Consider the following 23,366-nt stretch of genomic DNA (forward strand, 5'->3'; position numbering starts at 1 on the left):
AGATCACTCGCCCGGCCGTACGAAGACCGTCCGGCCGCCCACCACGGTGCGCAGGCAGCGCGGCAGTTCACCGCCCGGGGTGAGGTCGGGCAGGCCGGGGGTGCCGGAGCGCGGGTCGGTCGACCAGCGGGCCACCCGGTCGTCGGGGGCCTGCACGACCAGTTCCCCGGTGCGCCAGACGGCGAAGTCGGCGGGCGCGCCCGGGACCAGGGTGCCCGCGTCGTCCCGGCCGATCGCCCGCCAGCCGCCGCGGGTGTGCGCGGTGAAGGCGGCGCGCACGGAGACCCGGTGCTCGGGGGTGTGGTGGAAGGCGGCGGCCCGGACCGTGCCCCACGGGTCGAGCGGGGTGACGGGGCTGTCGGAGCCGAACGCCAGCGGGACGCCGGAGCGCAGCAGGGCCGCGTACGGGTTCAGGGTGCGGGCCCGCTCCGCGCCGAGCCGGCGGGCGTACATGCCGTCCTCGCCGCCCCAGAGCGCGTCGAAGGCCGGCTGCACGGAGGCGATCAGGCCCAGCTCGGCGAAGCCGGCCACGGTCTCGGGGGTGAGCATCTCGGCGTGCTCGACGCGGTGCCGGGCGGCCCTGACGCGGGCCAGGCCGACCTTCTCGGCGGCGGCGCGCACGCCCTCGACCACGGAGGAGACGGCGGCGTCGCCGATGGCGTGGAAGCCCGCCTGGAGGCCCGCCTCGGTGCAGGCGATCACATGGGCGGCGACGGCGTCGGCGTCCAGGTAGGCGGTGCCGCTGTGCCCGGCGTCGGCGTACGGCTCGTGCAGGCAGGCGGTGTGCGAGCCCAGGGCGCCGTCGGCGAAGAGGTCGCCCGCGGCGCCGATCGCGCCCAGCTCGCGGGCCTTGTCCACGTCCTGCTCGGCCCAGTAGCCGATGACACGGGGGCCGGGCAGCTCGCGGGCGAGGTCCAGCAGGCCGGTGAAGTCGTCCTCGGAGGAGATGTGCGGGCCGCCGCACTCGTGCACCGAGCCGATGCCGAGGGAGGCGGCGTGCGCCAGGGCGGTGCGCTGGGCCTCCGCGCGCTGGGCGGGGGTGATGGCGGCGAAGGCGGCCTTGCGCACGGCGTGGTGGGCGTCCCGGGTGAGCGGGGCGTCCTCCCGGGGCAGTGCGCCGCCGGCCAGGTCGAGCAGGGCGGTGGTGACGACGGCCGAGTGCACGTCGATGCGGGAGAGGTACAGGGGGCGGCCGCCGGTGGCCTCGTCCAGCTCCGCGCGGGTCGGCGGGCGGCCGCCGGGCCAGCGGGCGGCGTCCCAGCCGTGGCCGAGCAGCACACGGTCGGCGGGGCGGGCGGCGGCGAACTCGCGGACCAGGGCGAGCGCGGCGTCCAGCGAGGGGGCGGCGCTCAGGTCCAGGCCGGTCAGGGCGAGGCCGGTGGCGGTGGTGTGCACATGGGCGTCGGTGAAGGCCGGGGTGACCAGGGCGCCGTCGAGGTCGACGACCTCGTCCACGCCGTCGGCGAAGGCGTCCGCGGCGCCCTCGGAGCCGACCCAGGCGACGTGGCCCGCCTCCACGACCATGGCGGTCGCGAAGGGGTCGGCGGGGCTGTGCACCTCGCCGCGGCGGAGGAGGAGGGTACGGTCACTCATAAGCGACAGTTTCCCTCCTGCGCCGGGCGCCGTCGCACCTGGGGCCCGTTCGGGGCGCGTCCGGCGCGGCGGCGGTGGCGGTGGGAGGGCCGCCGGTCTCAGAGCTGCGGCGGGCGTGCCTCGTACGGTGTCGACAGGACCACCGTCGTACGCGTCGACACCCCCGCCAGGCTCCGCACCCGGGCCAGCAGTTCCTCCAGTTCGTGCGGGGTCGCCACCCGGACCTTCAGGATGTAGTTCTCGTCGCCGGCGACGCTGTGGCAGGCCTCGATCTCGGGGACGCCGGCCAGGCGGTCCGCGATGTCGTCGGGGGCGCTGGGGTCGAACGGTTTCACCGAGATGAACGCGGTGAGCGACAGCCCGACCGCTTCCGGGTCGACCACCGCGGCGTAGCCGCGGATGACGCCACGCTGTTCGAGCCGGCGCACCCGCTGGTGCACGGCCGACGTGGACAGGCCCGTGGCCTTGCCCAGGTCTGTGTAGCTCATCCGCCCGTCCTTGACGAGCAGCTGCACGATCTGACGGTCCAGCTCCTCCATGGCGCCAAAACCTACAGGGCGGCCGATCTCCACGGACAGCCGACGGGCCTCCACGGGCATCCGCGGGTGGCATGTGACGAAGGACACACGGTTCGAACAGGCTCCGTGATGTTCTCGTGATTACCGCCGAGACCGGACGGGAAGTGCTTGCTGTGGTCGAGGCCGCCGCGCCTTTCACGGCCCAGCCTTAGGGGGAGAATCCCATGCAGAGTGTCAAACGCCCTGGTCGATCCGCGTCCAAGCGGCAGCAGCCGGTGGTCGAGCCCGAGCCGGAGGGCGTCGAACCCGACGCCTTCGACGAGGAGCTGGACGCCTACGACACCTTGGAGATGTTCCGGGTGATCTGCCCGGACTGCGCGCAGCCGATCGCGCTGCTGGCGGACGAGGAGGTCCTGCCGGAGCACGCGCTGTGCGCCTCGCCGTGGAACCCGTTCGGGCTCACGGTGTGTGCGGGCACGGGCCGTTCGGCCGCCGACGCCCGCCCCGCGGACGAGTCCGTCACCCCGCAGGAGCAGGACACCGCCCTGCTGCTGACGCTGCCCCAGGGGCTGAACTGGCGGACGCAGCCCTTCTCGCACGTCGGGGGCCCGGGCTCGCGCCCGATGCGGGTCCCGGAGATGCGCCGCCGGGCCGCCTGAGCCCCGCGCACCGACACCTTCCCGGACCGACGCCCGAGACGGGCGGTGACCCCGCGTGCCCGTCGGCACGTTCCGCGGGTGTGACACCCCACCCGGTCACCGGGCGTCCGCGCCGCTTCTTCCGCCCGCGCCCGGCGGTGCCGCCCGCGCCCTCCGCCGCGTCGGACCCGCCCCCGGTGAGCCGCCGCGCACCCGGACCGGCCGGGACCGCACCCCGCCGGGCCGCCGTGGCCCGCAACGGTGCGGGCGGGCGGCTCGGCGGGGGCGCGGGGCCGGTTCAGCGGGCCTCGGGTCCCGCCACATGGCGGGCGATGACCATCCGCTGGATCTGGTTGGTGCCCTCGACGATCTGGAGCACCTTGGCCTCGCGCATCAGCCGCTCGACCGGGAAGTCGGCCGTGTAGCCGTACCCGCCGAGGATCTGTACGGCGTCCGTGGTGACCTTCATGGCGGTGTCGGTGCAGTGCAGCTTGGCCATGGCGGCCTGCTTGGCGAACGGCTTGCCGGCGTCGCGCAGCCGGGCCGCCGCGAGGTACAGGGCGCGCCCGGCCTCGATCTGGGTGGCCATGTCGGCGATCATGAAGCGCAGGCCCTGGAAGTCGGCGATGGGCCGGCCGAACTGCCGGCGCTCGGTGGCGTAGGCGACCGCCTCGTCCAGCGCCGCCTGGGCGACGCCGATGGCGCAGGCGGCGATGCCGAGCCGCCCGGAGTCGAGCGCGGCCAGGGCGATGGTGAAGCCCTGGCCCTCCTCGCCGATGCGCCGTTCGTCGCCGACGCGGACGCCGTCGAAGTGCACCTGGGCGGTGGGCGAGCCCTTCATGCCCATCTTCTTCTCGGGTGCGGCGGCACTCAGGCCGGGCGCGTCACCGGGCACCAGGAAGGCGGTGATGCCGCGCGGGCCGTCCTCGCCGGTGCGGGCCATCACGGTGTAGAAGTCGGCGACGCCGCCGTGGGTGATCCAGGCCTTGGTGCCGTCGATCACCCAGTCGTCGCCCTCGCGGACGGCCTTGGTGCGCAACGAGGCGGCGTCCGAGCCGGAGGAGGGTTCGGACAGGCAGTACGCGCCGAGGAGCCCGCCGCCGAGTATCGCGGGCAGGTGCTCGACCTGCTGCTGCTTGGTGCCGTAGGTGGCCAGGGCGTAGGAGGCGAGGGTGTGCACGCTGAGGCCGAGGCCCACGGTGAGGCGGGCGGCGGCCAGTTCCTCCAGGACCTGGAGGTAGACCTCGTAGGGCTGGTCGCCTCCGCCGTACTCGGCGCCGTAGGGCAGGCCGAGCAGGCCCGATTCCGAGAGCAGGGTGAAGACCTCGCGCGGGAAGCGGCCGGCGTCCTCCTCCTCGGCGGCCTTCGGCGCGATCTCGCGCCGGGCTATCTCGCGGACGAGCGCGAGCAGGTCCCTCGCCTCGTCCGTCGGCAGCTGACGCTCCACCGGCTGCGGTTCGCGGTCGGACATGGCGTCGGTCTCCTCCCTGGTCGGGAACCGGCGGCACGGCCCGCGGGTGGGGGCGGCTCCGCCTGGTCGTTCCGGTGCGGCCACGGGTGCCGGCTCCCGGGTCTCGGGAGCTGCTGACCAGCGGCGTGTGCGCTGAGTATGCCCGATCAACGGACTCCCGTCACCAGTTAACGACCGCTCACTCGAAGTTTCCAGCCGGGGCCTTGCGAGGCCGGTTTCCCCGGGTCCGCGAAGGCCGGTACGTCAAGGAATCCGGGGGCCGGAATTGGTTCGCACCATTGACCGCACTGGTCTAGTCCTCCTACTGTTCATGACCAACGCTTTACCGCGTTCATGCCAATCGGCGCGCGTTCCCTCACCCCCACGAGGAGACACCCGATGCACATCCCCCACGGTTCCCGTTCCCGGACGTTCCTCTCGGCCGCCGCTGCCGCCGCCCTCACCGCCGGGCTGCTGGCAGGCGCCGGCACCGCCACCGCGGTCTCCCCCACCAGCCCCCAGGTCAAGGCCGGCTCCAAGGTCGTCGGCTACTTCACCGAATGGGGCACCTACGACCGCAAGTACTTCGTCAAGAACGTCGAGACGTCCGGCTCGGCGGCCAAGCTCACCCACATCAACTACGCCTTCGGCAACGTCACCGGCGGCAAGTGCGCCATGGGCGACTCCTACGCGGCCACCGACCGGGCCTACACCGCGGGCGAGTCCGTGGACGGCACCGCCGACACCTGGGACCAGCCGCTGCGCGGCAACTTCAACCAGCTGCTGAAGCTGAAGAAGAAGCACCCGAACCTGAAGATCCTGTGGTCCTTCGGCGGCTGGACCTGGTCCGGCGGCTTCGGGGAGGCCGCGAAGAACCCGGCCGCCTTCGCCCAGTCCTGTTACGACCTGGTGGAGAACTCCAAGTGGGCGGGGCTGTTCGACGGCATCGACATCGACTGGGAGTACCCGAACGCCTGCGGCAACACCTGTGACAGCAGCGGGCGGGAGGCGTTCCGGGACGTCATGGCGGCGCTGCGCGCCAAGTTCGGCGGCAAGCTGGTCACCGCGGCCATCAGCGCGGACGCCACCAGCGGTGGCAAGATCGACGCCGCCGACTACGCGGGCGCGGCGCAGTACGTCGACTGGTACAACCCGATGACGTACGACTACTTCGGCGCCTGGGACGCCAAGGGCCCGACCGCCCCGCACTCCCCGCTGAACTCCTACAGCGGCATCCCGAAGGCGGACTACAACACCTCGGCCACCATCGCCAAGCTGAAGGGCCTCGGCGTCCCGGCCTCGAAGCTGCTGCTGGGCATCGGCTTCTACGGCCGCGGCTGGACCGGCGTCACCCAGGCGGCGCCCGGCGGCACGGCGACCGGGCCGGCGGCGGGGACGTACGAGCAGGGCATCGAGGACTACAAGGTGCTCAAGACCAAGTGCCCGGCGAACGGCACCGTGGGCGGCACCGCCTACGCCAAGTGCGGCAGCGACTGGTGGAGTTACGACACCCCGGCGACCATCGCCACGAAGATGGCGTACAAGAACCAGCAGGGCCTGGGCGGCACCTTCTTCTGGGAGCTCAGCGGCGACACGGCGAACGGTGAGCTGATCAAGTCGATCAGCTAGGGTCTTCGCCCCGGGTTCAGAGCAGGTGCAGCCGGGTCACGAGCATCGCGATCACCGCGACGAGGACCCAGCCCATCAGATGCTCGACGATCTTCGGGCCGTGGTCCTGGGGGCCGCCGGTGCGGGCGCGGGTGGCGGTGGCCGGGTGTGCGGTCATGCTGGTACTCACAGAGGTCGGACGTACAGAGCGGTCCCCCCACCCGTTTGTCCACCTTGCCACCCGCGACGGCGTTCGCGGCGATGAGCTTGGTCACACGGTCAGCGCACGCCCACCGCGGCCAGGGCCTTGCGCTGGCGGGCGCTCGGCTGGGCCGGGAAGTAGAGGTAGCAGACGCCTCCGGTGCCGGACGCCACGGCGCCGGAGGCGTTGTACCGCTTGGTCCTGAGCCAGATGTTCTCGAACTCCCGCCGCTTGTAGACCCGTCGTACGGCGTCGTCGCTCGGCGAGGCCGGGTCGTTGGCGATCACATCGCCGTCCGCGGTGAAGCCGATCACGGTCATCAGATGGCCCGAGGTGCCGTAACCCGCCCCGGTCAGCTCGGTCTTGAGGAACGACTGGGACGTTATGGCCGGGATGCCGGCCGCGACCAGGGTCTCAAGGTCGGTGAGCGAGGCGAGCCGGGTGATCACGCCCTGGAGGTCCTTGAAGGTGGCCGCGTAGGCGGCGTTGAACGGCCAGTTGCCGCAGCCCTGGTACTGGTAGTCGTACGTGTAGCGGGCGGCCGCGTCCACCTGCGGGTCGGCGTAGGACGGGTCGACCCAGGACAACTGCCCGGGGTCGAGCCGGCCGCCCCAGTACTCGATGATCATCTGTGACGAGGTGGGGCTGCACCAGGCCTCGCCGCCGTTGTCGTACTGCGGGTACTGGCCCTTGTGGATCTCCTGCGAGTAGCGCGGTACGACCAGTTCCCGGGCGAGGCCGGGCGTGGAGGCCGGGACCGTGAAGCGGTCGGGGATGTCGGAGCCCATCGCGCCGAGCCGCCAGACGGTCGGGGTGAGCCGGGTGCCCGGCCTGCGGTACAGGGTCAGGCGCAGCCGGTAGGAGACCAGGCGCAGACCGGTCGAGGCGTCGTCGATGGCGAAGGTGTCGGTCCAGACACTGCTCTTGCCGTCGCTCTGCCCGTCCACCGAGGTCCGCTTGATGTCCTGGTCGCCGGCCGCCCAACGGCCCATCACGTACCAGGGGGTGTCGGAGCCGTCCGAGTAGGTGCCGCACAGCTCCACCTGGATCCAGGTGCCCTCGGGGGTGTGCGCGTTCCAGGAGGAGACGACCTCGGTGGCCGGCACCGCAAGGCGGTGGCTGGGGGAGGTCCAGGTGGCGTACTCCCACGTGGCGGTGGTGCCGGTGTGCGGGTCGGTGTAGTCGGTGCTGCCCGCGGGGGCGGCGAGCACCACGCCGGGGCGGCGCCCGGACACCGCCCGGGTGCCCTGGGAGGTGCCGCCGCGCCACTCGCTGTACGTGGTCCAGGCGTGGTAGTCGATCGGACGGATTCCGGTCCGGCCGGGGTCGTCGGCGTCGGCGACCGGGTCGGGCCGGCCGGCCGCCGCGGCGGGCGCGGTGCCACCGGCCACCGCCGCGGCGACCGCGGCGGCGAGAACGGTTCTGCGGGACGGCTGTTGGGCTCTGCTCATGGGCGCGACTACCCCCAGGTGTCCGGAGTGCTGACTGGATCATGTGCACGTCGTGCGCCAACTATGGAACAGCCGCAGGGCCCCTGCCAGCACTTGGGCGGATGCCGCGCCATGATTATTGGTCTGGACCGGTGATGGAAGCGCCGAGGCCCCGGCCCGGACACCGGGAACGGTGCGGGGGCCGGGGCCTCGTGGCGGTGGTTCAGATGAGGTCCATGGCCGCGATCTCGTCGGGACGGCCGTAGCTGATGGGTCCCTGGAAGCGGCGGCGGGCGGTCGCGAACCACCAGACGGTGGCCACGAGCAGGACGACCGCGAGCGCGATCGGCGCGTAGTTGAAGGAGGACGCGGTGATCGGGGAGGCCTGGGGCAGCATGAACAGGACGCTGCTGAGGGCGATCCAGACCACGGCCAGCCAGCCGATCGGCTTGCCCCAGCGGCCCAGGTGCCAGGGGCCGGGCTGGAAGGCGTCGCCCAGGCGCAGCCGCAGGAAGATCGGCACGGCGTAGGCGAGGAAGAGGCCGACCACGTTGACGCTGACGATCGCGGTGAAGGCGGTGTGCGACCACCAGCCGGGCACCACGAGAGCGAGCGAGCAGCCCACCGCGAGCCAGACGGCCTTGACGGGCGTACGGGTGCGCGTCGAGACCGAGTGCCACCAGCGGGAGCCGGGCATGGCGCCGTCCCGGGAGAAGGCGAAGATCTGCCGGGTGTTGCTGGTGAGGTTGGCCAGGCCGCAGAAGAGCATGGCGCCGATGACGATGAGGAGCATGACCTTGGCGGTGCCGAGGCCGAGGCCGTCGATGAGGATCTGCACGGGCGGCGCGCCCGTCGCGGCCTCCTTGGCGTAGTCCTTAATGCTGTAGACCAATGCCAGCATCAGGATCAGGCCGGTGATCGCCGAATAGCCGATGGCGCGGGTGATCCCCCTGGGCGCGTTGACCGTGGCTTGCACCGTTTCCTCGGACATGTGGAAGCTGCCGTCGAACCCGGTGAAGGTCCAGCTGGTGACCAGCAGGCCCAGCATGCCGCCGTAAAGTCCGCTCGTGAAGCCGGTGTTGTTCTCGAAATGCGTCACGAAGGACGCCGACTGATGGTGATCCGGTATCACTATGAGTGCGCCCACGATCACGACGAGTCCGATCAGCAGCCACCACACGGAAATGCGGTTGAGGACGGCGACGAGCTGGACCGTGAAGGTGTTGGCGAGCCCCTGCACCACGATGATCACGGCCGTGATCAGCACCGTCTGGTGGACGGTCGGCTGGTAGGAGGGTCGCTGCAACTGCACGAAGGCCTGGATGAAGGTGGCCGCCGCATAGCCGGTCGCGGCCGTGCCACCGATCTGCCCCACGAAGTTCAGCCAGCCCGTGTACCAGGACCAGGCGCCCTTGTGCCGCTTGGCGAGTTTACCGGCGGAGAAATAGAGGGCGCCGCTCGTCGGATAGGCCGAGGCGACCTCGCCCATGGCCGCGCCGATGAGCAGCACCATGAGCGAGACACCGATCCAGCCGAATACGAGAATGCGGGGGCCGCCCGCGTTCATACCGAATCCGAAGGACGAGAAGATACCCGAAAGGATATTGATGATGGTGAAGGAGATCGCGAAATTGTCGAACGCCTTGAAACGGCGTGTGAGTTTCCGCGGATAACCCATCGCGTGCAGGGTCGCGTCGTCGTCGAGCACGACCGCGTCCTTTCCCGCGCGGGCCGCGGCCCGTGGGGTCGACATCCGTTCCGACACAGATCGGCCTTTCTCTCGATGCCTCTCGACCGCCGCGGACGGGCGCTCTGAGGAGGGGGGACGGGGACGAGCAAAGGTCAGGCGGGACCCGGCACGGGCAGACCGCAGGCGCGGCGTGCCCGGGAGAGCTGCTCGGCGGGGTCGCCGAAGGCACTCCAGGGCATGCGCGAGGCGTACGGGCCCATCGCCGTGAAGACCGCCCGGGCCTCGAACTCGCGCTGGCCCATGACCAGCGCGTGTGCGAGGTAGGCCAGGTCGAGCACCGGGGTGAAGCGGTAACCGGTCGCCGCGGGCAACCAGTTGTGGTAGATCGCGAGCGCGGTGGCCCGCCACTGGGGCTGCTCCCAGACGCGGTCGGCGAGCAGCTGGGTCGGGTTGTAGCTCTCCACCAGGGCGACCAGGGGCAGCAGCCGCAGCGCCGAGTCGGCGGGCGCCCGCTGGCTGAGGAAGGCGGCCACGTCCCAGGCGGCGTTGACCGAGCCGCCGTGGCGGGTGAAGAAGAAGGAGAGGAAACGGTGGTGGGCCTCGCGGTGCCAGGGGTCCAGGGAGAGGATGTGCGCGAACAGCCGCCAGGGGCCGGGCGGGGCGGTGAGCAGGCCCTGCGGGGCGGGGTCGCGCAGCCGGTGCAGCCGGGCCATGGCCAGCTTGGCCACCCAGGGCGTGGGATCGTTCGGGTCCAGGGCGGCGGCCCGGTCGCAGGCGGTGAGCGCGATGCGCTCCAGCGCCTCGGCGCGGTCGTCGTGGGCGTCGGCCGCGCGCAGGGCCCGCTGGACGGCGACCCGGGCCCACATCAGGGCCGCCTCCGGCGAGGGTTCCTCGCCCAGCCAGCGTTCCACCAGGTCGGTGCCGGCCGCCTCGGAGGCGATGACCAGCGAACGGTGGGCACGCAGGGCGAAGTCGGAACGGGTCTCGGCGAGCGCCTCGTACGCATGCCGATAACGCCCGGCGCGGACATCGACGCAAACCGCGGCGAGGACTCGGTCGTCGGCCGCCGGGTGCCATACATACTGCCCTTCGAATAACTCCGCGGCCATGTCCCCTGCCTTGTCCCCTTGCCCTGTCCGCGTTGACCGCTTCTCACGGTTGCGCAGGAGGCACCTTACTCAGCACGGGGGACCCCCGGAACGCCGAATTCGACATATCGGTCAGGGGATTCGAGAATGTTTATCGAAGACTGTGAGGGCTCCCGAGCGATGGTTCAAACCGTAACTTTCTTGGGGTCCGGCGGTCTCGCGGGCCCCGTCACCACGCGCCGCCACTAGACTCTTTCCGGAAAGCCCCCCACACCGCATCACACCTCGGGAATCGCCATTCAGCTCCTCGCCACCCGGCTGCGCGGGCTGCCCCCGTCCCTCGGCCCGGTCCGGCTGGTCGGCGTCGACGGGCACGCCGGCTCCGGCAAGTCGACCTTCGCCGGACGGCTGGCCGCCGCACTGGGCGATGCCCCGGTGCTCCACCTCGACGACATCGCCAGCCACGAGCAGCTCTTCGAGTGGACCGACCGGCTGCTGGCCCAGGTGATCCGCCCGCTCTCCCGGGGCGAGCCCGCCGCCTACACCCCCTACGACTGGCGTGCGCGCGCCTTCGGTCCGCCGCGCCCGCTGCCGCCCGCGCCGGTGGTCCTGCTGGAGGGCGTCGGCGCCGGCCGCCGCGCGCTGCGGCCGTACCTGGCCGAACTGCTGTGGATGGAACTGCCCCGCGAGGAGTCCTGGGCGCGCGGGCGGCGGCGGGACGGCGCGGAGCAGCGCGAGTTCTGGGACGGCTGGGTCGCGGCGGAGCGCGCGCACTTCGCCGCCGACCCCTCGCGCCCCCACGCCGGTCTCCTGGTGCGGCAGACGGCCGAGGGGTACGAGGTGTCGCCGGGGCCCGGGCGGCAGGCGGGGTCAGGCCAGGATGTGACCCTCAGTGATGGGTCGTCGGCTGTGTGGTGAAGCTGTGAAGATCCCTGTCGGCCAACTTGCCCAAGTGCCCCAACTTCGCTTGACCCGGGGGCCGTACAGGACTTACGTTCTCAATGTGCGGCCTTTCGGAGCCGCCCCAAGACGCGAAGCCCCCGGTTGTTCCCCCGTGATCGGGGGCTTCGTTCTGCCCGCGAACCGATTTCCGGGGCCTTCACGCACCGATTCCATCACCCTCGGTCACCGCCCCGCCCCGCCCCGTCCACCCCCACCTCGCCGAACGGTCCCTGCGGCACCCTACGGCCCGCGGACACACCGCGGGTACGATGCCCTTGGTGCGATCTCGGCGGCTGCCTCGCGCACCTGCAACTCCGGTCCGCGGCACGGCGGTTCGGCCGCGGCGGCCGCCGGGCGACCGTCCGGCGGTGAACCACGGGGGCACGGTCTGTGGGGGACGTGATGGACTTCGGCACGCAGGGCCCCGAGGCCCCGGCCGACCTCGCCTGGCTGCGCGGGGTCGACGCCTACACGATGGGTGCCTATCCGCAGGCGGAGGAGGAGTTCCGGGCCGCGGTGCGGATGGACCCGGGCATGGCGGACGGCTGGCTCGGGCTGCACGCGCTCCGGGTCGACACCACCACCGCGCTGCTGCGGATGTTCCGGCACCGCGAGCGCTTCGGGGAACAGCGCGCCCGCCACCGCAGGTCGCTCAACTCCTGGTACTGGCTGGGCTGGTGGGTGCAGCCGGTGCTGGAGAACCCGCGTGATCTGCTGCTCGCCCACGCCTCGCACTGGCTGGACGGCCGGCACGTGCCCGAGCTGGACCGGGCGCTCGCCGGGCTGCCCCCGGTCGACACCGATCCGCAGGTCCGCTTCCTGCACGCCTGCCGCGCCTATCTGGTCAAGGACTGGGACCAGCTGGTACGGCACACCGATCCGCTGCTGGACGACGCGCTGCTCGGCATCGAGGCCGGGCTGTTCGGCGGCATGGCCCGGGTCCGGCTGGAGATGTACGGCCAGGCCGAGCCGCTGCTGTCGGCGGCGCTGATGCGCTGCCGCAGCGAGCAGCCGCAGCGCAAGGAGCTGCGCTACTGGCTGGCGCGGGCGCACGAGGGCACCGGCCGCTCCGCCGCCGCGCTCCCCCTGTACCGCGCGGTACACCGGGTGGACCCCGCCTTCATGGACACCTCCGCGCGACTCGCGGCGATCGCCGAGGGGGACGGGTACGACGACGCGACCGACCTCGCCGCGATCACGCTGACCGGCACGGACACCGTGGACGGGCCGGACGGCTTCGACCCGCTCTTCGGCACCGAGGGACGGGACCTGCGGCTGTCCGAGCCGGAGCTGCCGACCGGGCCGCTGCCGTCGGTGACCGCTCCCCCGGTCCGCGACCGGACCGGGGTGCCCGGCTCGCCGATACCCACCGGGCCGACCGATCCCGCCCTGCTCGAACAGGCGCTCGCCGAGCTGGAGCGGATGGTGGGGCTCGAACCGGTCAAGCGCCAGGTGAAGGCGCTGTCCGCGCAGTTGAACATGGCGCGGCTGCGGGCCGGGCAGGGACTGCCGGTGCAGCCGCCGAAACGGCACTTCGTGTTCTCCGGGCCGTCCGGGACCGGCAAGACCACGGTGGCGCGCATCCTCGGCCGGGTCTTCTACGCGCTCGGGCTGCTCGGCGGGGACCACCTGGTGGAGGCGCAGCGGGCCGATCTGGTCGGCGAGTACCTCGGGCAGACCGCCGTGAAGGCCAATGAGCTGATCGACTCCGCGATCGGCGGGGTGCTGTTCGTGGACGAGGCGTACTCGCTCTCCAACTCCGGGTACGGCAAGGGCGACGCGTACGGGGACGAGGCCCTGCAGGTGCTGCTGAAGCGGGCCGAGGACAACCGGGACCACCTGGTGGTGATCCTCGCCGGGTACCCCGAGGGGATGGACCGGCTGCTCGCCGCGAACCCGGGGTTGTCGTCCCGGTTCACCACCCGCGTCGACTTCCCCTCCTACCGGCCGGCGGAACTCACCGAGATCGGGAAGGTGCTGGCCGGGGAGAACGGGGACCTGTGGGACGAGGAGGCGCTGGAGGAACTGCGGTCGATCGCCGGGCACGTGGTGGAGCAGGGGTGGATCGACGAGCTGGGGAACGGACGGTTCCTGCGCACCCTGTACGAGAAGAGCTGCGCGTACCGGGATCTGCGGTTGTCGGCGTACCCGGGGGCGTTGTCGCGGGAGGACCTCGCGACCCTGCGGCTGGCCGATCTGATGCAGGCGTACGGGGAGGTGCTGTCGGGCCGGGGGCCGCAGGATCCGTCGGCGGGGTAGGTACGGCAGGCCGCGTGCCGACGGCCGCGGGGACCCGCGCGGTCCGCCCGGTCCGGGCGCGTCCGCGCGGGTCCCCGCACCGCTCCGATCAAGTGGCGAGCGCCTGTTCCGGCTCCCCGCTCACCCTCGGTTCCGTCAGCCTCATGTCGGCGATCTCCCGGTGGGCCGGGTCGCGGACCTCGCCCACCAGCATCTCCAGGACGTCCTCCAGAGCCACCAGACCGAGGACCTTGCCGGACGCGTCGGCCACCTGGGCCAGGTGCGTGGCGGCGCGGCGCATGACCGTGAGGGCGTCGTCCAAGGGGAGTTCGGCCCGCAGGGTGGTCATGGGGATCCAGATGTTCTGGGGCACCGCGCGCTCGGACTCCTCCAGGTCGAGGACGTCCTTCACATGGACGTACCCCATGAACGCGCCCTTCTCGGTCGCCGCGACCGGGAAGCGGGAGTAGCCGGTGCGCGCGGTCAGCCGGACGATCTCGCCGGGGGTGACCGCCGGTGTCACCGTGACCAGGGACTCGCGGGGCAGCAGGACGTCCGTCACCGGGCGGGAGCCCAGTTCCAGCGCGTCCTCCAGGCGCTCGCGCTCCTCCGGGTCGAGGAGGCCCGCCTCACCGGAGTCCTCCAGGAGCCGGTTGAGCTGCTCGCTGGTGACGACGGCCTCGACCTCGTCCTTGGGCTCCACCCGGAACAGCCGCAGGACGGCCTGGGCGACGGCGCCCAGGGACACGGTGATCGGCTTGCACACGCGGGCGAACCAGACCAGGCCCGGACTGAGCCACAGCGCCGCCTTCTCGGGCGCCGCCATGGCGAGGTTCTTCGGCACCATCTCGCCGATGACCAGGTGGAAGAAGACCACTCCGGCCAGGGCGATGACATAGCCGAGCGGATGGATCACGCCGTCGGGGAGGTGGACCGCCTCGAACAGCGGCTCCAGCAGGTGCGCCACGGTCGGTTCGGCGACCGCGCCGAGGGTCAGCGAGCAGACGGTGATGCCGAACTGCGCGGCGGCCATCATCTGGGGCAGCCGCTGGAGGCCGTACAGCACCTGGCGGGCCCGCGCGGTGCCGAGCGGTTCGATCTGGCTGCGGCGCACGGAGACGAGCGCGAACTCGGCGCCGACGAAGAAGCCGTTGGCGAGCACGAGCAGCGCGGCGAAGAACAGCTGGAACACGCTCATCGGACGGCCTCCGCGATGTTCGCCGCCGGGGCCGTCCTGACCAGGCGGACCCGCTCGGCGCGGTAGTGGCCGACCTGGCGGACCGCGAGCCGCCAGCCGGGCAGCTCGGCCCGGTCGCCGGGGGCCGGGATCCGGCCGAGCAGGTCGGCGACCAGCCCGGCGACGGTCTCGTAGGGCCCCTCGGGCACATCGAGACCTATCCGTTTGAGGATGTCGACCCGGCAGCTGCCGGCCACGTCCCAGGCGGGCCTGCCGTCCTCGGGCGGGGCGGCGGCCAGTTCGGGCACGTCCTTCGCGTCGTGCTCGTCGCGGACCTCGCCGACCAGTTCCTCGACGATGTCCTCCAGGGTGACCACGCCGGCGGTGCCGCCGTACTCGTCCACCACGACCGCGATGGGCTGCTCGCTGCGCAGCCGGGCCAGCAGGGGCTGCACCGGCAGGGTCTCGGGGACCAGCAGCGCCGGACGGGCGATCCGGCCGACGGGGGTGCGCAGCCGGTCGTGCGCCGGGACGGCGAGCGCGTCCTTGAGGTGGGCCATGCCGACGACCTCGTCGATCTTCTCCCGGTAGACGGGGAAGCGGGACAGTCCGGTGGCCCGGGTGAGGTTGACCACGTCCTCGGCGGTGGCCGAGTCCTGGAGCGCGCTGACCTTCACCCGGGGGGTCATCACGTGCTGTGCGGTCAGCTCGCCCAGCGACAGGGTGCGCACGAACAGATCGGCGGTGTCCTGTTCCAGGGCGCCGGCCTGTGCGGAGTGCCGGGCGAGCGAGACCAGTTCGCCCGGGGTGCGCGCGGAGGCCAGTTCCTCGGCGGGTTCGACGCCGAGGGCGCGGACCAGCCGGTTGGCGACCGTGTTGAGCGCGGCGATCACCGGCCGGAACAGCCGGGAGAAGTGGTGCTGGGGGCCCGCGACGAAGCGGGCGACCTGGAGCGGCCGGGACACCGCCCAGTTCTTGGGCACGAGTTCGCCGATCACCATCTGGATCGCCGAGGCCAGCAGCATGCCGACGACCACGGCGGTGCCGGAGGCGGCGCCGTCGGGCAGGCCGAGGGCGGCGAACGGGCCGCGCAGCAGCCGGCCCAGGGCCGGTTCGGCGAGCATGCCGACGACCAGGGAGGTGATGGTGATGCCGAGCTGGGTGCCGGAGAGCTGGAAGGACAGGTGCTTCAGCGACTCCACGACGGTACGCGCGCGCTTGTCGCCGTCGGCCGCGGCCTTCTCGGCCTCGGGGCGCTCGACGGTCACCAGGCCGAACTCGGCCGCCACGAAGAATCCGTTGGCGAGAATCAGCAGGAACGCGGCTGCGAGGAGCAGCAGGGGGGTGGTCACGATGCCGCCGCCTCCCCGGTATGTCGGGTGGGGGCGGCGCAGGTACTACAGGACGATCCGTCCATCGCCGGAGGGATTCACTCCTCGGGTAGCAGGAACCCCCGGCACCGGGCGGCGCACAGGGGCGGAGGCGCTTCGGCGCGGCCTCCGCCCACCAGATTAATCAAGACGGGGGCCGGGCGGGCAGGGTGGGCGACCCCGAGTCAGCCCTGATCTTCCCCCAGGCGGGCGGTCGAGCGGGCCTCGGCGAGCGCCCGCAGCGCCCTGGCGTCGGCGATCGCGCGCTGCTTGGCGAGGCCCGGCTGGATGCCGAGCGCGGGCAGGCTGGTGCCGTCGCTGAGGTTGAGGAACACCCAGGGATCGCCCGGACGGAGGTTCACCTGAAGGATCTCCGCCCAGTCCAGGCGACGACTGCCGGCGATGTTGACGACGGTGACGCCCTCCTCGTCGGCGACGACCTTCACCCGGGCCAGCTTGGCCAGCACCCAGAAGATCAGCGCCCCGGTGACCACGAAGCTCAGCCGTTCCCCCGGGCCGAGCCCCTCCAGCAGCACGGCGATCCCCGATATGGTCAGGAAGATCACCACGCCGGCGGTGAGCAGGATGGCCCGGGTGTGGCCCGGCCGGAAGGTGACGGGGAGGGTGGGCAGCTCGGACATCGGTGTGCTCGTCACAGGCGGCAGGCGTGGATGGCCGTGGTGAGGATGGCGCGGGCGCCGATGGCGTAGAGGTCGTCCATGATCCGCTGCGCGTCCTTGGTGGGGACCATGGCGCGGACCGCGACCCAGCCCTCGTTGTGCAGCGGGGAGACGGTCGGGGACTCCAGGCCGGGGGTGAGGGCGACGGCCTTCTCCAACTGCTCGACCCGGCAGTCGTAGTCCATCATCACGTACGTGCGGGCCACGAGGACGCCCTGGAGGCGGCGCAGGAACTGCTGCACCTTGGGTTCCTCGGTGTCCGCGCCGGTACGGCGGATCACGATCGCCTCGGACTTCATGATCGGCTCGCCGAAGACCTCCAGGCCCGCGTTGCGCAGGCTGGTGCCGGTCTCCACGACGTCGGCGATGACCTCGGCGACGCCCAGCTCGATCGCGGTCTCCACGGCGCCGTCGAGGTGCACCACGGAGGCGTCGACGCCGCTGTCGGCGAGGTGCCGGGCGACGATCCCCTCGTAGGAGGTGGCGACGGTGCGGCCCTTGAGGTCCTCGACGCCGCTCGCGGTGCCGGGCTTGCCGGCGAAGCGGAAGGTGGAGCGGGCGAAGCCCAGCGGCAGGATCTCCTCGGCGTCGGCGCCGGAGTCGACCAGCAGGTCACGGCCGGTGATGCCGATGTCCAGGCGGCCGGAGGAGACGTAGATCGCGATGTCGCGGGGGCGGAGGTAGAAGAACTCGACCTCGTTGCCCGGGTCGACGATCCGCAGTTCCTTGGACTCGCGGCGCTGCCGGTAGCCGGCCTCATGCAGCATGTCCGCCGCAGGGCCGGACAGGGAACCCTTGTTGGGGACGGCGATGCGCAGCATGAGGTCGGCTTCCTTTGCGTGAAGGGGTTTCCGGGGGGTCACCGCGGGGCTTCGCGGCGGGGTACGGCGGGTCGGTCAGAGGTGGGCGTAGACGTCGTCCAGGGAGATCCCGCGGGCGACCATCATCACCTGGACGTGGTACAGCAGCTGCGAGATCTCCTCGGCGGCCGCCTCCTTGCCCTCGTACTCGGCGGCCATCCAGACCTCGGCGGCCTCCTCGACGACCTTCTTGCCGATGGCATGGACCCCCTTGCCGACCAGCTCTGCGGTGCGGGAGGTGGCGGGATCGCCCTGGGCGGCCTTGTGCTGGAGCTCGGCGAAGAGCTCCTCGAACGTCTTCTTGGACATGGTGGTCCTTACCCTACGCGCTCCGGCCGGTGCCTCAGTGCCAGGGTTCGGATACCGAACGCAGCGTGGCCGCGGTGGACACCGCCGCGATCACCGCCTCGTGGCCCTTGTCCTCGGTGGACCCCTCGATGCCGGCCCGGTCCAGGGCCTGCTCCTCGGTGTCACAGGTGAGCACGCCGAAGCCGACGGGGACGCCGGTCTCGACGGAGACCTGGGTGAGGCCCGCGGTGACGCCCTGGCACACGTAGTCGAAGTGCGGGGTGCCGCCGCGGATGACGACGCCGAGGGCGACCACCGCGTCGTAGCCCCGCCCGGCGAGCACCTTGGCGGCGACCGGCAGTTCGAAGCTGCCGGGCACCCGGATCAGGGTCGGCTCGTCGATCCCCAGGTCGCCCAGGGCGCGCAGGGCGCCGTTCACCAGACCGTCCATCACCTTCTCGTGCCACTGCGCCGCGATGACGGCGACCCTGAGGTCGCTCACGTTGCGTACGGACAGTTCCGGTGCACCCTTGCCGCTCACGTCTCTCCTCGTTGCGTTCTTGCTCGCCGGCTCGCCGGCCTGTTACTGGTTGGGGCAGGTGGCCGCGGGGGCCTGGGCGGGCGCCGGCACGGCCGGGGCGTCCAGCCAGGGCAGGTCGTGGCCCATGCGGTCCCGCTTGGTGCGCAGGTAGCGCAGGTTGTGCTCGCCCGCCTGGACGGGCATCGGCTCGCGGCCGGTGACCTTCAGGCCGTGGCGCTCCAGCGCCTCGGTCTTGTCGGGGTTGTTGGTCATCAGCCGGACGCTGCGCACGCCGAGGTCGGCGAGGATCCGGGCGCCGGCGCCGTAGTCGCGGGCGTCGGCGGGCAGGCCGAGTTCCAGGTTGGCGTCGAGGGTGTCGCGGCCCTGCTCCTGGAGTTCGTAGGCGCGCAGCTTGGACAGCAGGCCGATGCCGCGGCCCTCGTGTCCGCGCAGGTAGACGACCACGCCCCGGCCCTCCTCCTGGATGCGCGCGAGGGAGGCGTCCAGCTGGGGGCCGCAGTCGCAGCGCAGGGAGCCGAAGACGTCCCCGGTGAGGCATTCGGAGTGGACGCGGACGAGGACGTCCTCGCCGGTGCCGATGTCGCCGTGGACGAGGGCGACGTGTTCGACGCCGTCGAGGGTGGAGCGGTAGCCGTGGGCCGTGAAGGTGCCGTGCCGGGTGGGCAGCCGGGTCTCGGCCTCGTGGCGGACCGTGGGTTCGGCGCCCCGGCGGTGGGCGATCAGGTCCTCGATGGAGATGATCGTCAGGCCGTGCTTGCGGGCGAACGGGATCAGCTCGGGCAGCCGCAGCATCCGGCCGTCCTCACCGGCGATCTCCACGATGGCGCCGGCCGGGCGCAGCCCGGCGAGCCGGGCGAGGTCGACGGCGGCCTCGGTGTGGCCGTTGCGTTCCAGGACCCCGCCGGAGCGGGCGCGCAGCGGGAAGACGTGGCCGGGGCGGACGAAGTCGAGGGGCTCGGCGGTGCCGCCCGCGAGCAGCCGCAGGGTGGTGGCGCGGTCGGCGGCGGAGATGCCGGTGGTCACGCCGTGCGCGGCGGAGGCGTCCACGGAGACGGTGAAGGCGGTCCGCATCGACTCGGTGTTGTCCTCGACCATCTGCGGCAGCCGCAGCCGGTCGAGTTCGGCGCTCTCCATGGGGGCGCAGATCAGCCCCCGGCACTCGCTCATCATGAAGGCGACGATCTCGGGGGTCACCTTCTCGGCGGCGACGACGAGGTCGCCCTCGTTCTCCCGGTCCTCGTCGTCCACGACGACCACGGGCCGGCCGGCGGCGATGTCGGCGATGGCCTGTTCGACCGGGTCGAGCGCGAAGTCCTCCACCGGGAAGGGGTCGTAGAGGGGGGTGGCCGGGCTCATGCCGGTGCTCCTTCCAGAACGGGCCGCGGGCTCTTGCGCGAGCGCAGCCACCAGTCGCGCATGCCCCACAGGACGAGCGCGCCGTAGATGACGTAGACGAAGCCGGAGAAGGCGTAGCCGTTGGCGAAGTTGAGGGGGACGCCGACGAGATCGACGAGCAGCCAGGCGAACCAGAACTCGACCATGCCCTTGGCCTGGGCGTACATCGCGACGATGGTGCCGACGAAGATGTAGGCGTCCGGCCAGGGGTCCCAGGACAGTTCCGGGAACGCGGTGAACAGCAGGGCGACGGCGACGGTGCCGACGGCGGCGGCGCCGACGAGGGCGGCCCGCTCGCGCCAGGTGGCGAACCGGGGGGAGATGTGGCCGTCGCCGGCCCCGCCCCGGCCGCGGTTCCACTGCCAGAAGCCGTAGAGGGCGACCGCCATGACGACGGCCTGCTTGCCGGCGCTGCCGGTCAGGTGGCCGTAGAAGGCGGCGAAGAGGACGAGGCCGGAGACGAACTGCACCGGCCAGCTCCACAGGGAGCGGCGCCAGCCGAAGAAGAGGCCGATCAGGCCGAGGATGTTGCCGATCATGTCGGACCACAGGATGTGCTGTCCGAACAGGGTGAACGCCTCGGAGTTGAGCGAGTTCACCGGCCGACCTCCCGTCCGGCCGCGAGCAGCCGCTCGACGTACTTGGCGATGACGTCCACCTCGAGGTTGACCGGGTCGCCGGGCTGCTTCACCCCGAGGGTGGTCAGCGCGAGGGTGGTGGGGATGAGGCTCACGGTGAAGTGGTCGGGTCCGGCGTCCACGACGGTGAGGCTGATGCCGTCGACGGTGATGGAGCCCTTCTCGACCACGTAGCGGGCGAGGTCCGCGGGGAGCGAGATCTTGACGATCTCCCAGTTCTCGGAGACCTTGCGCTCCAGCACCTCGCCGGTGCCGTCGACATGGCCCTGGACGATGTGTCCGCCGAGGCGGGCGCCGACGGCGGTGGGGCGTTCGAGGTTGACGCGGGAGCCGACGGTGAGCGCGCCCAGGCTGGAGCGGTTCAGCGTCTCGGCCATGACGTCGGCGGTGAACTCGTCGCCCTCGTGGTCGACGACGGTGAGACAGACCCCGTTCACGGCGATGGAGTCGCCATGCCGGGCGCCGTCGGTGACGACGGGGCCGCGGAGCCGGAAACGGGAGGCGTCGCCGAGATTCTCGACGGCGGTGACTTCACCCAGCTCTTCGACGATTCCGGTGAACACTTCCCGGGTCCTCCTGCCTCTTGGCACGGACTCCGGGGCCTGTCGATGACGACAGAATCTACGGATGAGCACACATCGGGGGCGTCGCCGAAAAAGACCCGCCCGCGTGCGGACGAGACCCGAGACGGCGGCGCGCACACATGACGCATGCCCGCCCGCCGCGCACTGCCTCCCATCCGGACTTTAACCGTCGGTCCAGGAATTTCACCTGGTCAACCGGTCGCTGGAGGCGACCGGGTCGCGGACTGTAACCGCCGGTTCGGACTTTCACCGACCCCGGAGTGCGCTGCTTCTGGTACACGGCCAGTGTGCCACGCCCGGCGCCCGCCCCGACAGGGGGAGCGTGTGGGCTCGCTCACAGTGCGTGCTCCCGGGCTTGCGCGGGACGGCGCGGTCCCTCAAGTCCCCTGGTGGCGGCTCGGGTTGATGACGTCTTTCCCATTGACCGTAATGGTCTAGTCCTTTTAGGGTGCGGGCGGGCCCGGCGGCGGTGACGACGGCCCTTGCCCGCCGCCGGGCCGTCAGGGCGCGGGGCATGTCACCTTTCCCGTCCGCCGTCCCGTCCCCTGCGGTACCCGGCGCCGCCCGGACGGCACGTCGCCGAGCGGCTGCGGGCGGGCACGAGGTGCGGGCGCTCAGCCGGCACGCCCGGCCGTCCGTCGTCGGGGTGGACCGGGTTCCCCGGCCACGTCACCGGTGCCGGGGGCGTCCGACGCCGGAACGGGCCGTGGGCGAGGGGGCGTTCGAGGAGTAGCCGGCGCGCGGTCCGGCCGAGCGGAGCGCCGTCACGGGCGGGACTGCCGTCCGCTCCACAGTTCGTCCTGGGCCCGGTCGCGGGCCGTCAGCAGCGCGCCGCGCAGTACGGCGGAGCCGCCGAGCCCGCCGGCGCGGACCTCGGTGGGCAGGGGCGACAGCCGGGCGAGCCGCTCGGCCACGAGCCCGGCGAGCACCTCGCCCCCGGCCCGCCCGACCTCCCCGCCGAGCACCACGCACCCGGGGTCCAGCACCGCGACGACGGAAGCGGCACCGACGGCGACGCCGTCGGCCAGGGCGGCCAGGAAGCGCGCACCGGCATCACCGGCCCCGGCCGGCTGCCGGTCCGGCGGCGGCGACACCGAGGGGGCGCCATCGCGCCCGGCACGCACCGGCACCCCTTCGTCCGCGGACGAACCCCGCGCCGGGGGCTCTACTCCCGCCACGGATCCCGCCCCCGCGGCGCCGGTGGACCGACCGCCCACGACGTCCCGCGACCCGGGCCCGTTCTCCGCCGCCACGAACCGGGCCCCCGCCCCGCCACCGGGGGCCCGACCGGCCACGCCCTCCCCCGCACCGGGCCCGGTCTCCGCCGCCGACGGACCCGCCCCCGGCACAGGCACCGGGCCGCCGCCCGGCTCCGCGGCCCCTCGCCCCGCCCGCTCCCCCGTCGGCGCCTTCCCCGGCCGGCCCTCCGTGGCGGTCCCGCCCGCGGCCGACGCTCCCGTGGCCGACGCGTTCCGCACCGCCGCGCGCACCACCCCCGCCGCGCTCGGGCCGTCGACCACGGCCGGCGTCGGCAGGCCGTGGGCGGCCGCCAGGGACAGGACGGCCGCGGCGCCCGCCAGGGCGTGGAAGCCGCCCCCGCAGTCGGTGGCGGACGGGAGCGAGGACGTGCCGGGGACCGGGAGGAAGCCGATCTCGCCGGTGCCCCCGGAGGCGCCGCGGCGCAGGACGCCGTCGAGGACGACCGCCGCGCCGGTGCCGTGCCCGAGCCACAGCAGGACGAAGGTGTCCCGGTCGCGGGCGGCGCCCTCGCGCTGCTCGGCCAGCGCGGCGAGGTTGGTCTCGTTCTCCACCGTGATCCGGGCCCCGGGCAGCCGTTCCTGGAGGGCGGCGGCCAGGCTGCGGTGCCAGGCCGGCAGGCCCGCGGAGTCACGGAGGTCGCCGGTGGCCGGGTCGATGAGGCCCGGCGCGCCGATGCCGACCGTGTGCAGCCGCTCCGCCCCCGCCTCCTTGGCCGCCCGCTCCACCGCGGCCACCACCCGCTCCACGGCGGGCCCGGTGCCCGCGCCCCCGTCGACCGGCACGGACGCCTCCGCGAGCACCCGCCCCACCAGATCGGCGACCAGCACCACGACCCCGTCGGTGCGCACGTCGAGCGCGGCCAGGAAGGCGCCGTCGGCGACGATGCCGTAGAGCCGGGCGTTGGGCCCCCGGCGGGCCGCGCCGGACTCGCCGACGACCCTGACCAGTCCGGCGGCGGTGAGCCGTTCGACGAGGTCGGCGACCGTCGGCCGGGACAGCCCCGTCAGCTGTTTCAGCTGCCCCGCAGTCAGCGGGCCTCGCTCCTGCAAGAGCCCCAGGGCCAGCCGGTCGTTGATGGCCCTCGCGGTGCTGGGTGATGCGGGCATGGCGGGAATCCTCCCAGATCGGTGCCGGATCGGTGCCACGGGCCGGACGCCGAGGCGCGGCGGGATAACA

21 protein-coding genes and 1 riboswitch are annotated in these 23,366 nt (G+C 72.7%); of the genes, 4 read left to right on the forward strand and 17 right to left on the reverse strand.

The genetic code is table 11. From position 1 onward, the window contains the following. Positions 1 to 3 precede the first annotated feature (3 nt). Together ACSP97_RS07125 and ACSP97_RS07130 are read right to left on the reverse strand one after the other, a co-directional pair. The gene (locus ACSP97_RS07125; RefSeq protein ID WP_355150099.1) at positions 4 to 1,593 is read right to left on the reverse strand and encodes an amidohydrolase; all 1,590 of its coding nucleotides are present in this window, start codon (positions 1,591 to 1,593) and stop codon (positions 4 to 6) included. 98 nt (positions 1,594 to 1,691) lie between these two features. Further along, a complete protein-coding gene (locus ACSP97_RS07130) occupies positions 1,692 to 2,132 on the reverse strand; it encodes an Lrp/AsnC family transcriptional regulator (RefSeq protein WP_070030008.1) in 441 nt (146 codons plus the stop codon). Between the two features lie 203 nt (positions 2,133 to 2,335). Here ACSP97_RS07130 and ACSP97_RS07135 point away from each other — a divergent pair, with 203 nt between their 5' ends. Continuing rightward, positions 2,336 to 2,770: a hypothetical protein gene (locus ACSP97_RS07135; protein ID WP_355328579.1), complete on the forward strand. Its 435-nt coding sequence runs from the start codon at positions 2,336 to 2,338 to the stop codon at positions 2,768 to 2,770. 277 nt (positions 2,771 to 3,047) lie between these two features. On the opposite strand, the gene ACSP97_RS07140 is transcribed toward ACSP97_RS07135, so the two are convergent. Further along, positions 3,048 to 4,220, reverse strand: a complete 1,173-nt coding sequence (locus ACSP97_RS07140) for an acyl-CoA dehydrogenase family protein (RefSeq protein ID WP_440556820.1) — start codon at positions 4,218 to 4,220, stop codon at positions 3,048 to 3,050. 378 nt (positions 4,221 to 4,598) lie between these two features. Between ACSP97_RS07140 and ACSP97_RS07145 the strand changes: the two genes are divergently transcribed. Continuing rightward, on the forward strand, positions 4,599 to 5,828 hold the full coding sequence (locus tag ACSP97_RS07145; protein ID WP_355525513.1) for a glycoside hydrolase family 18 protein: 1,230 nt from the start codon (positions 4,599 to 4,601) through the stop codon (positions 5,826 to 5,828). Between the two features lie 16 nt (positions 5,829 to 5,844). On the opposite strand, the gene ACSP97_RS07150 is transcribed toward ACSP97_RS07145, so the two are convergent. The 4 genes from ACSP97_RS07150 to ACSP97_RS07165 form a co-directional block, all read right to left on the reverse strand. Then, a complete protein-coding gene (locus tag ACSP97_RS07150; RefSeq protein WP_355150091.1) occupies positions 5,845 to 5,985 on the reverse strand; it encodes an SCO1431 family membrane protein in 141 nt (46 codons plus the stop codon). A gap of 101 nt (positions 5,986 to 6,086) precedes the next feature. After that, entirely contained in the window at positions 6,087 to 7,460 is a 1,374-nt protein-coding gene (locus ACSP97_RS07155) for a peptidase C39 family protein (RefSeq protein WP_355328585.1), read from the reverse strand. 202 nt (positions 7,461 to 7,662) lie between these two features. After that, entirely contained in the window at positions 7,663 to 9,204 is a 1,542-nt protein-coding gene (locus tag ACSP97_RS07160) for an amino acid permease (RefSeq protein ID WP_355328587.1), read from the reverse strand. A gap of 77 nt (positions 9,205 to 9,281) precedes the next feature. Next, a complete protein-coding gene (locus ACSP97_RS07165) occupies positions 9,282 to 10,238 on the reverse strand; it encodes a hypothetical protein (protein ID WP_355328589.1) in 957 nt (318 codons plus the stop codon). A gap of 270 nt (positions 10,239 to 10,508) precedes the next feature. Between ACSP97_RS07165 and ACSP97_RS07170 the strand changes: the two genes are divergently transcribed. Both ACSP97_RS07170 and ACSP97_RS07175 read left to right on the forward strand, forming a co-directional pair. After that, positions 10,509 to 11,135 (forward strand): uridine kinase family protein, encoded by a 627-nt coding sequence (locus ACSP97_RS07170; RefSeq protein WP_440558373.1) that lies wholly within the window; start codon positions 10,509 to 10,511, stop codon positions 11,133 to 11,135. Positions 11,136 to 11,561: 426 nt separating this feature from the next. Then, positions 11,562 to 13,418 carry an AAA family ATPase gene (locus ACSP97_RS07175; protein WP_440556823.1) on the forward strand — a complete coding sequence of 619 codons (1,857 nt, stop codon included), beginning with the start codon at positions 11,562 to 11,564 and terminating at the stop codon, positions 13,416 to 13,418. Between the two features lie 88 nt (positions 13,419 to 13,506). On the opposite strand, the gene ACSP97_RS07180 is transcribed toward ACSP97_RS07175, so the two are convergent. The 10 genes from ACSP97_RS07180 to ACSP97_RS07225 form a co-directional block, all read right to left on the reverse strand. Next, positions 13,507 to 14,595 carry a hemolysin family protein gene (locus ACSP97_RS07180; protein ID WP_355150081.1) on the reverse strand — a complete coding sequence of 363 codons (1,089 nt, stop codon included), beginning with the start codon at positions 14,593 to 14,595 and terminating at the stop codon, positions 13,507 to 13,509. After that, positions 14,592 to 15,926, reverse strand: a complete 1,335-nt coding sequence (locus ACSP97_RS07185) for a hemolysin family protein (RefSeq protein ID WP_355150079.1) — start codon at positions 15,924 to 15,926, stop codon at positions 14,592 to 14,594. Before ACSP97_RS07185 ends, ACSP97_RS07180 begins: the two co-directional genes overlap by 4 nt. Before the next feature lie 203 nt (positions 15,927 to 16,129). Beyond that, positions 16,130 to 16,585 (reverse strand): PH domain-containing protein, encoded by a 456-nt coding sequence (locus ACSP97_RS07190; protein ID WP_355150077.1) that lies wholly within the window; start codon positions 16,583 to 16,585, stop codon positions 16,130 to 16,132. A gap of 11 nt (positions 16,586 to 16,596) precedes the next feature. Then, a complete protein-coding gene (gene hisG, locus ACSP97_RS07195; RefSeq protein ID WP_355150075.1) occupies positions 16,597 to 17,445 on the reverse strand; it encodes an ATP phosphoribosyltransferase in 849 nt (282 codons plus the stop codon). A gap of 75 nt (positions 17,446 to 17,520) precedes the next feature. Then, positions 17,521 to 17,793: a phosphoribosyl-ATP diphosphatase gene (locus tag ACSP97_RS07200; RefSeq protein ID WP_070030020.1), complete on the reverse strand. Its 273-nt coding sequence runs from the start codon at positions 17,791 to 17,793 to the stop codon at positions 17,521 to 17,523. 34 nt (positions 17,794 to 17,827) lie between these two features. Further along, positions 17,828 to 18,313 carry a 6,7-dimethyl-8-ribityllumazine synthase gene (ribH, locus tag ACSP97_RS07205; protein WP_070030021.1) on the reverse strand — a complete coding sequence of 162 codons (486 nt, stop codon included), beginning with the start codon at positions 18,311 to 18,313 and terminating at the stop codon, positions 17,828 to 17,830. Positions 18,314 to 18,355: 42 nt separating this feature from the next. Beyond that, positions 18,356 to 19,669, reverse strand: coding sequence for a bifunctional 3,4-dihydroxy-2-butanone-4-phosphate synthase/GTP cyclohydrolase II (locus ACSP97_RS07210; protein ID WP_358298682.1), 1,314 nt, complete (start codon positions 19,667 to 19,669; stop codon positions 18,356 to 18,358). After that, positions 19,666 to 20,307: a nicotinamide mononucleotide transporter family protein gene (locus ACSP97_RS07215; RefSeq protein WP_355150070.1), complete on the reverse strand. Its 642-nt coding sequence runs from the start codon at positions 20,305 to 20,307 to the stop codon at positions 19,666 to 19,668. Before ACSP97_RS07215 ends, ACSP97_RS07210 begins: the two co-directional genes overlap by 4 nt. After that, entirely contained in the window at positions 20,304 to 20,909 is a 606-nt protein-coding gene (locus tag ACSP97_RS07220; RefSeq protein WP_355150068.1) for a riboflavin synthase, read from the reverse strand. The genes ACSP97_RS07215 and ACSP97_RS07220 overlap by 4 nt, the downstream gene beginning before the upstream one ends. A gap of 158 nt (positions 20,910 to 21,067) precedes the next feature. Further along, a riboswitch (FMN riboswitch) is annotated at positions 21,068 to 21,198 on the reverse strand. Positions 21,199 to 21,694: 496 nt separating this feature from the next. Then, positions 21,695 to 23,296 (reverse strand): ROK family protein, encoded by a 1,602-nt coding sequence (locus tag ACSP97_RS07225; protein WP_440556827.1) that lies wholly within the window; start codon positions 23,294 to 23,296, stop codon positions 21,695 to 21,697. Between the last annotated feature and the right edge of the window lie 70 nt (positions 23,297 to 23,366).

Source organism: Streptomyces sp. SCPE 10 (assembly GCF_051980735.1).
Classification (GTDB): domain Bacteria; phylum Actinomycetota; class Actinomycetes; order Streptomycetales; family Streptomycetaceae; genus Streptomyces; species Streptomyces misionensis.

Excerpts from the sequence above, each read along its gene's own strand:
- ACSP97_RS07125 (WP_355150099.1), bottom strand. The coding sequence starts at position 1,593 with ATGAGTGACCGTACCCTCCTCCTCCGCCGCGGCGAGGTGCACAGCCCC.
- ACSP97_RS07130 (WP_070030008.1), bottom strand. The coding sequence starts at position 2,132 with ATGGAGGAGCTGGACCGTCAGATCGTGCAGCTGCTCGTCAAGGACGGG.
- ACSP97_RS07135 (WP_355328579.1), top strand. The coding sequence starts at position 2,336 with ATGCAGAGTGTCAAACGCCCTGGTCGATCCGCGTCCAAGCGGCAGCAG.
- ACSP97_RS07140 (WP_440556820.1), bottom strand. The coding sequence starts at position 4,220 with ATGTCCGACCGCGAACCGCAGCCGGTGGAGCGTCAGCTGCCGACGGAC.
- ACSP97_RS07145 (WP_355525513.1), top strand. The coding sequence starts at position 4,599 with ATGCACATCCCCCACGGTTCCCGTTCCCGGACGTTCCTCTCGGCCGCC.
- ACSP97_RS07150 (WP_355150091.1), bottom strand. The coding sequence starts at position 5,985 with ATGACCGCACACCCGGCCACCGCCACCCGCGCCCGCACCGGCGGCCCC.
- ACSP97_RS07155 (WP_355328585.1), bottom strand. The coding sequence starts at position 7,460 with ATGAGCAGAGCCCAACAGCCGTCCCGCAGAACCGTTCTCGCCGCCGCG.
- ACSP97_RS07165 (WP_355328589.1), bottom strand. The coding sequence starts at position 10,238 with ATGGCCGCGGAGTTATTCGAAGGGCAGTATGTATGGCACCCGGCGGCC.
- ACSP97_RS07175 (WP_440556823.1), top strand. The coding sequence starts at position 11,562 with ATGGACTTCGGCACGCAGGGCCCCGAGGCCCCGGCCGACCTCGCCTGG.
- ACSP97_RS07180 (WP_355150081.1), bottom strand. The coding sequence starts at position 14,595 with ATGAGCGTGTTCCAGCTGTTCTTCGCCGCGCTGCTCGTGCTCGCCAAC.
- ACSP97_RS07190 (WP_355150077.1), bottom strand. The coding sequence starts at position 16,585 with ATGTCCGAGCTGCCCACCCTCCCCGTCACCTTCCGGCCGGGCCACACC.
- hisG (WP_355150075.1), bottom strand. The coding sequence starts at position 17,445 with ATGCTGCGCATCGCCGTCCCCAACAAGGGTTCCCTGTCCGGCCCTGCG.
- ACSP97_RS07200 (WP_070030020.1), bottom strand. The coding sequence starts at position 17,793 with ATGTCCAAGAAGACGTTCGAGGAGCTCTTCGCCGAGCTCCAGCACAAG.
- ACSP97_RS07210 (WP_358298682.1), bottom strand. The coding sequence starts at position 19,669 with ATGAGCCCGGCCACCCCCCTCTACGACCCCTTCCCGGTGGAGGACTTC.
- ACSP97_RS07225 (WP_440556827.1), bottom strand. The coding sequence starts at position 23,296 with ATGCCCGCATCACCCAGCACCGCGAGGGCCATCAACGACCGGCTGGCC.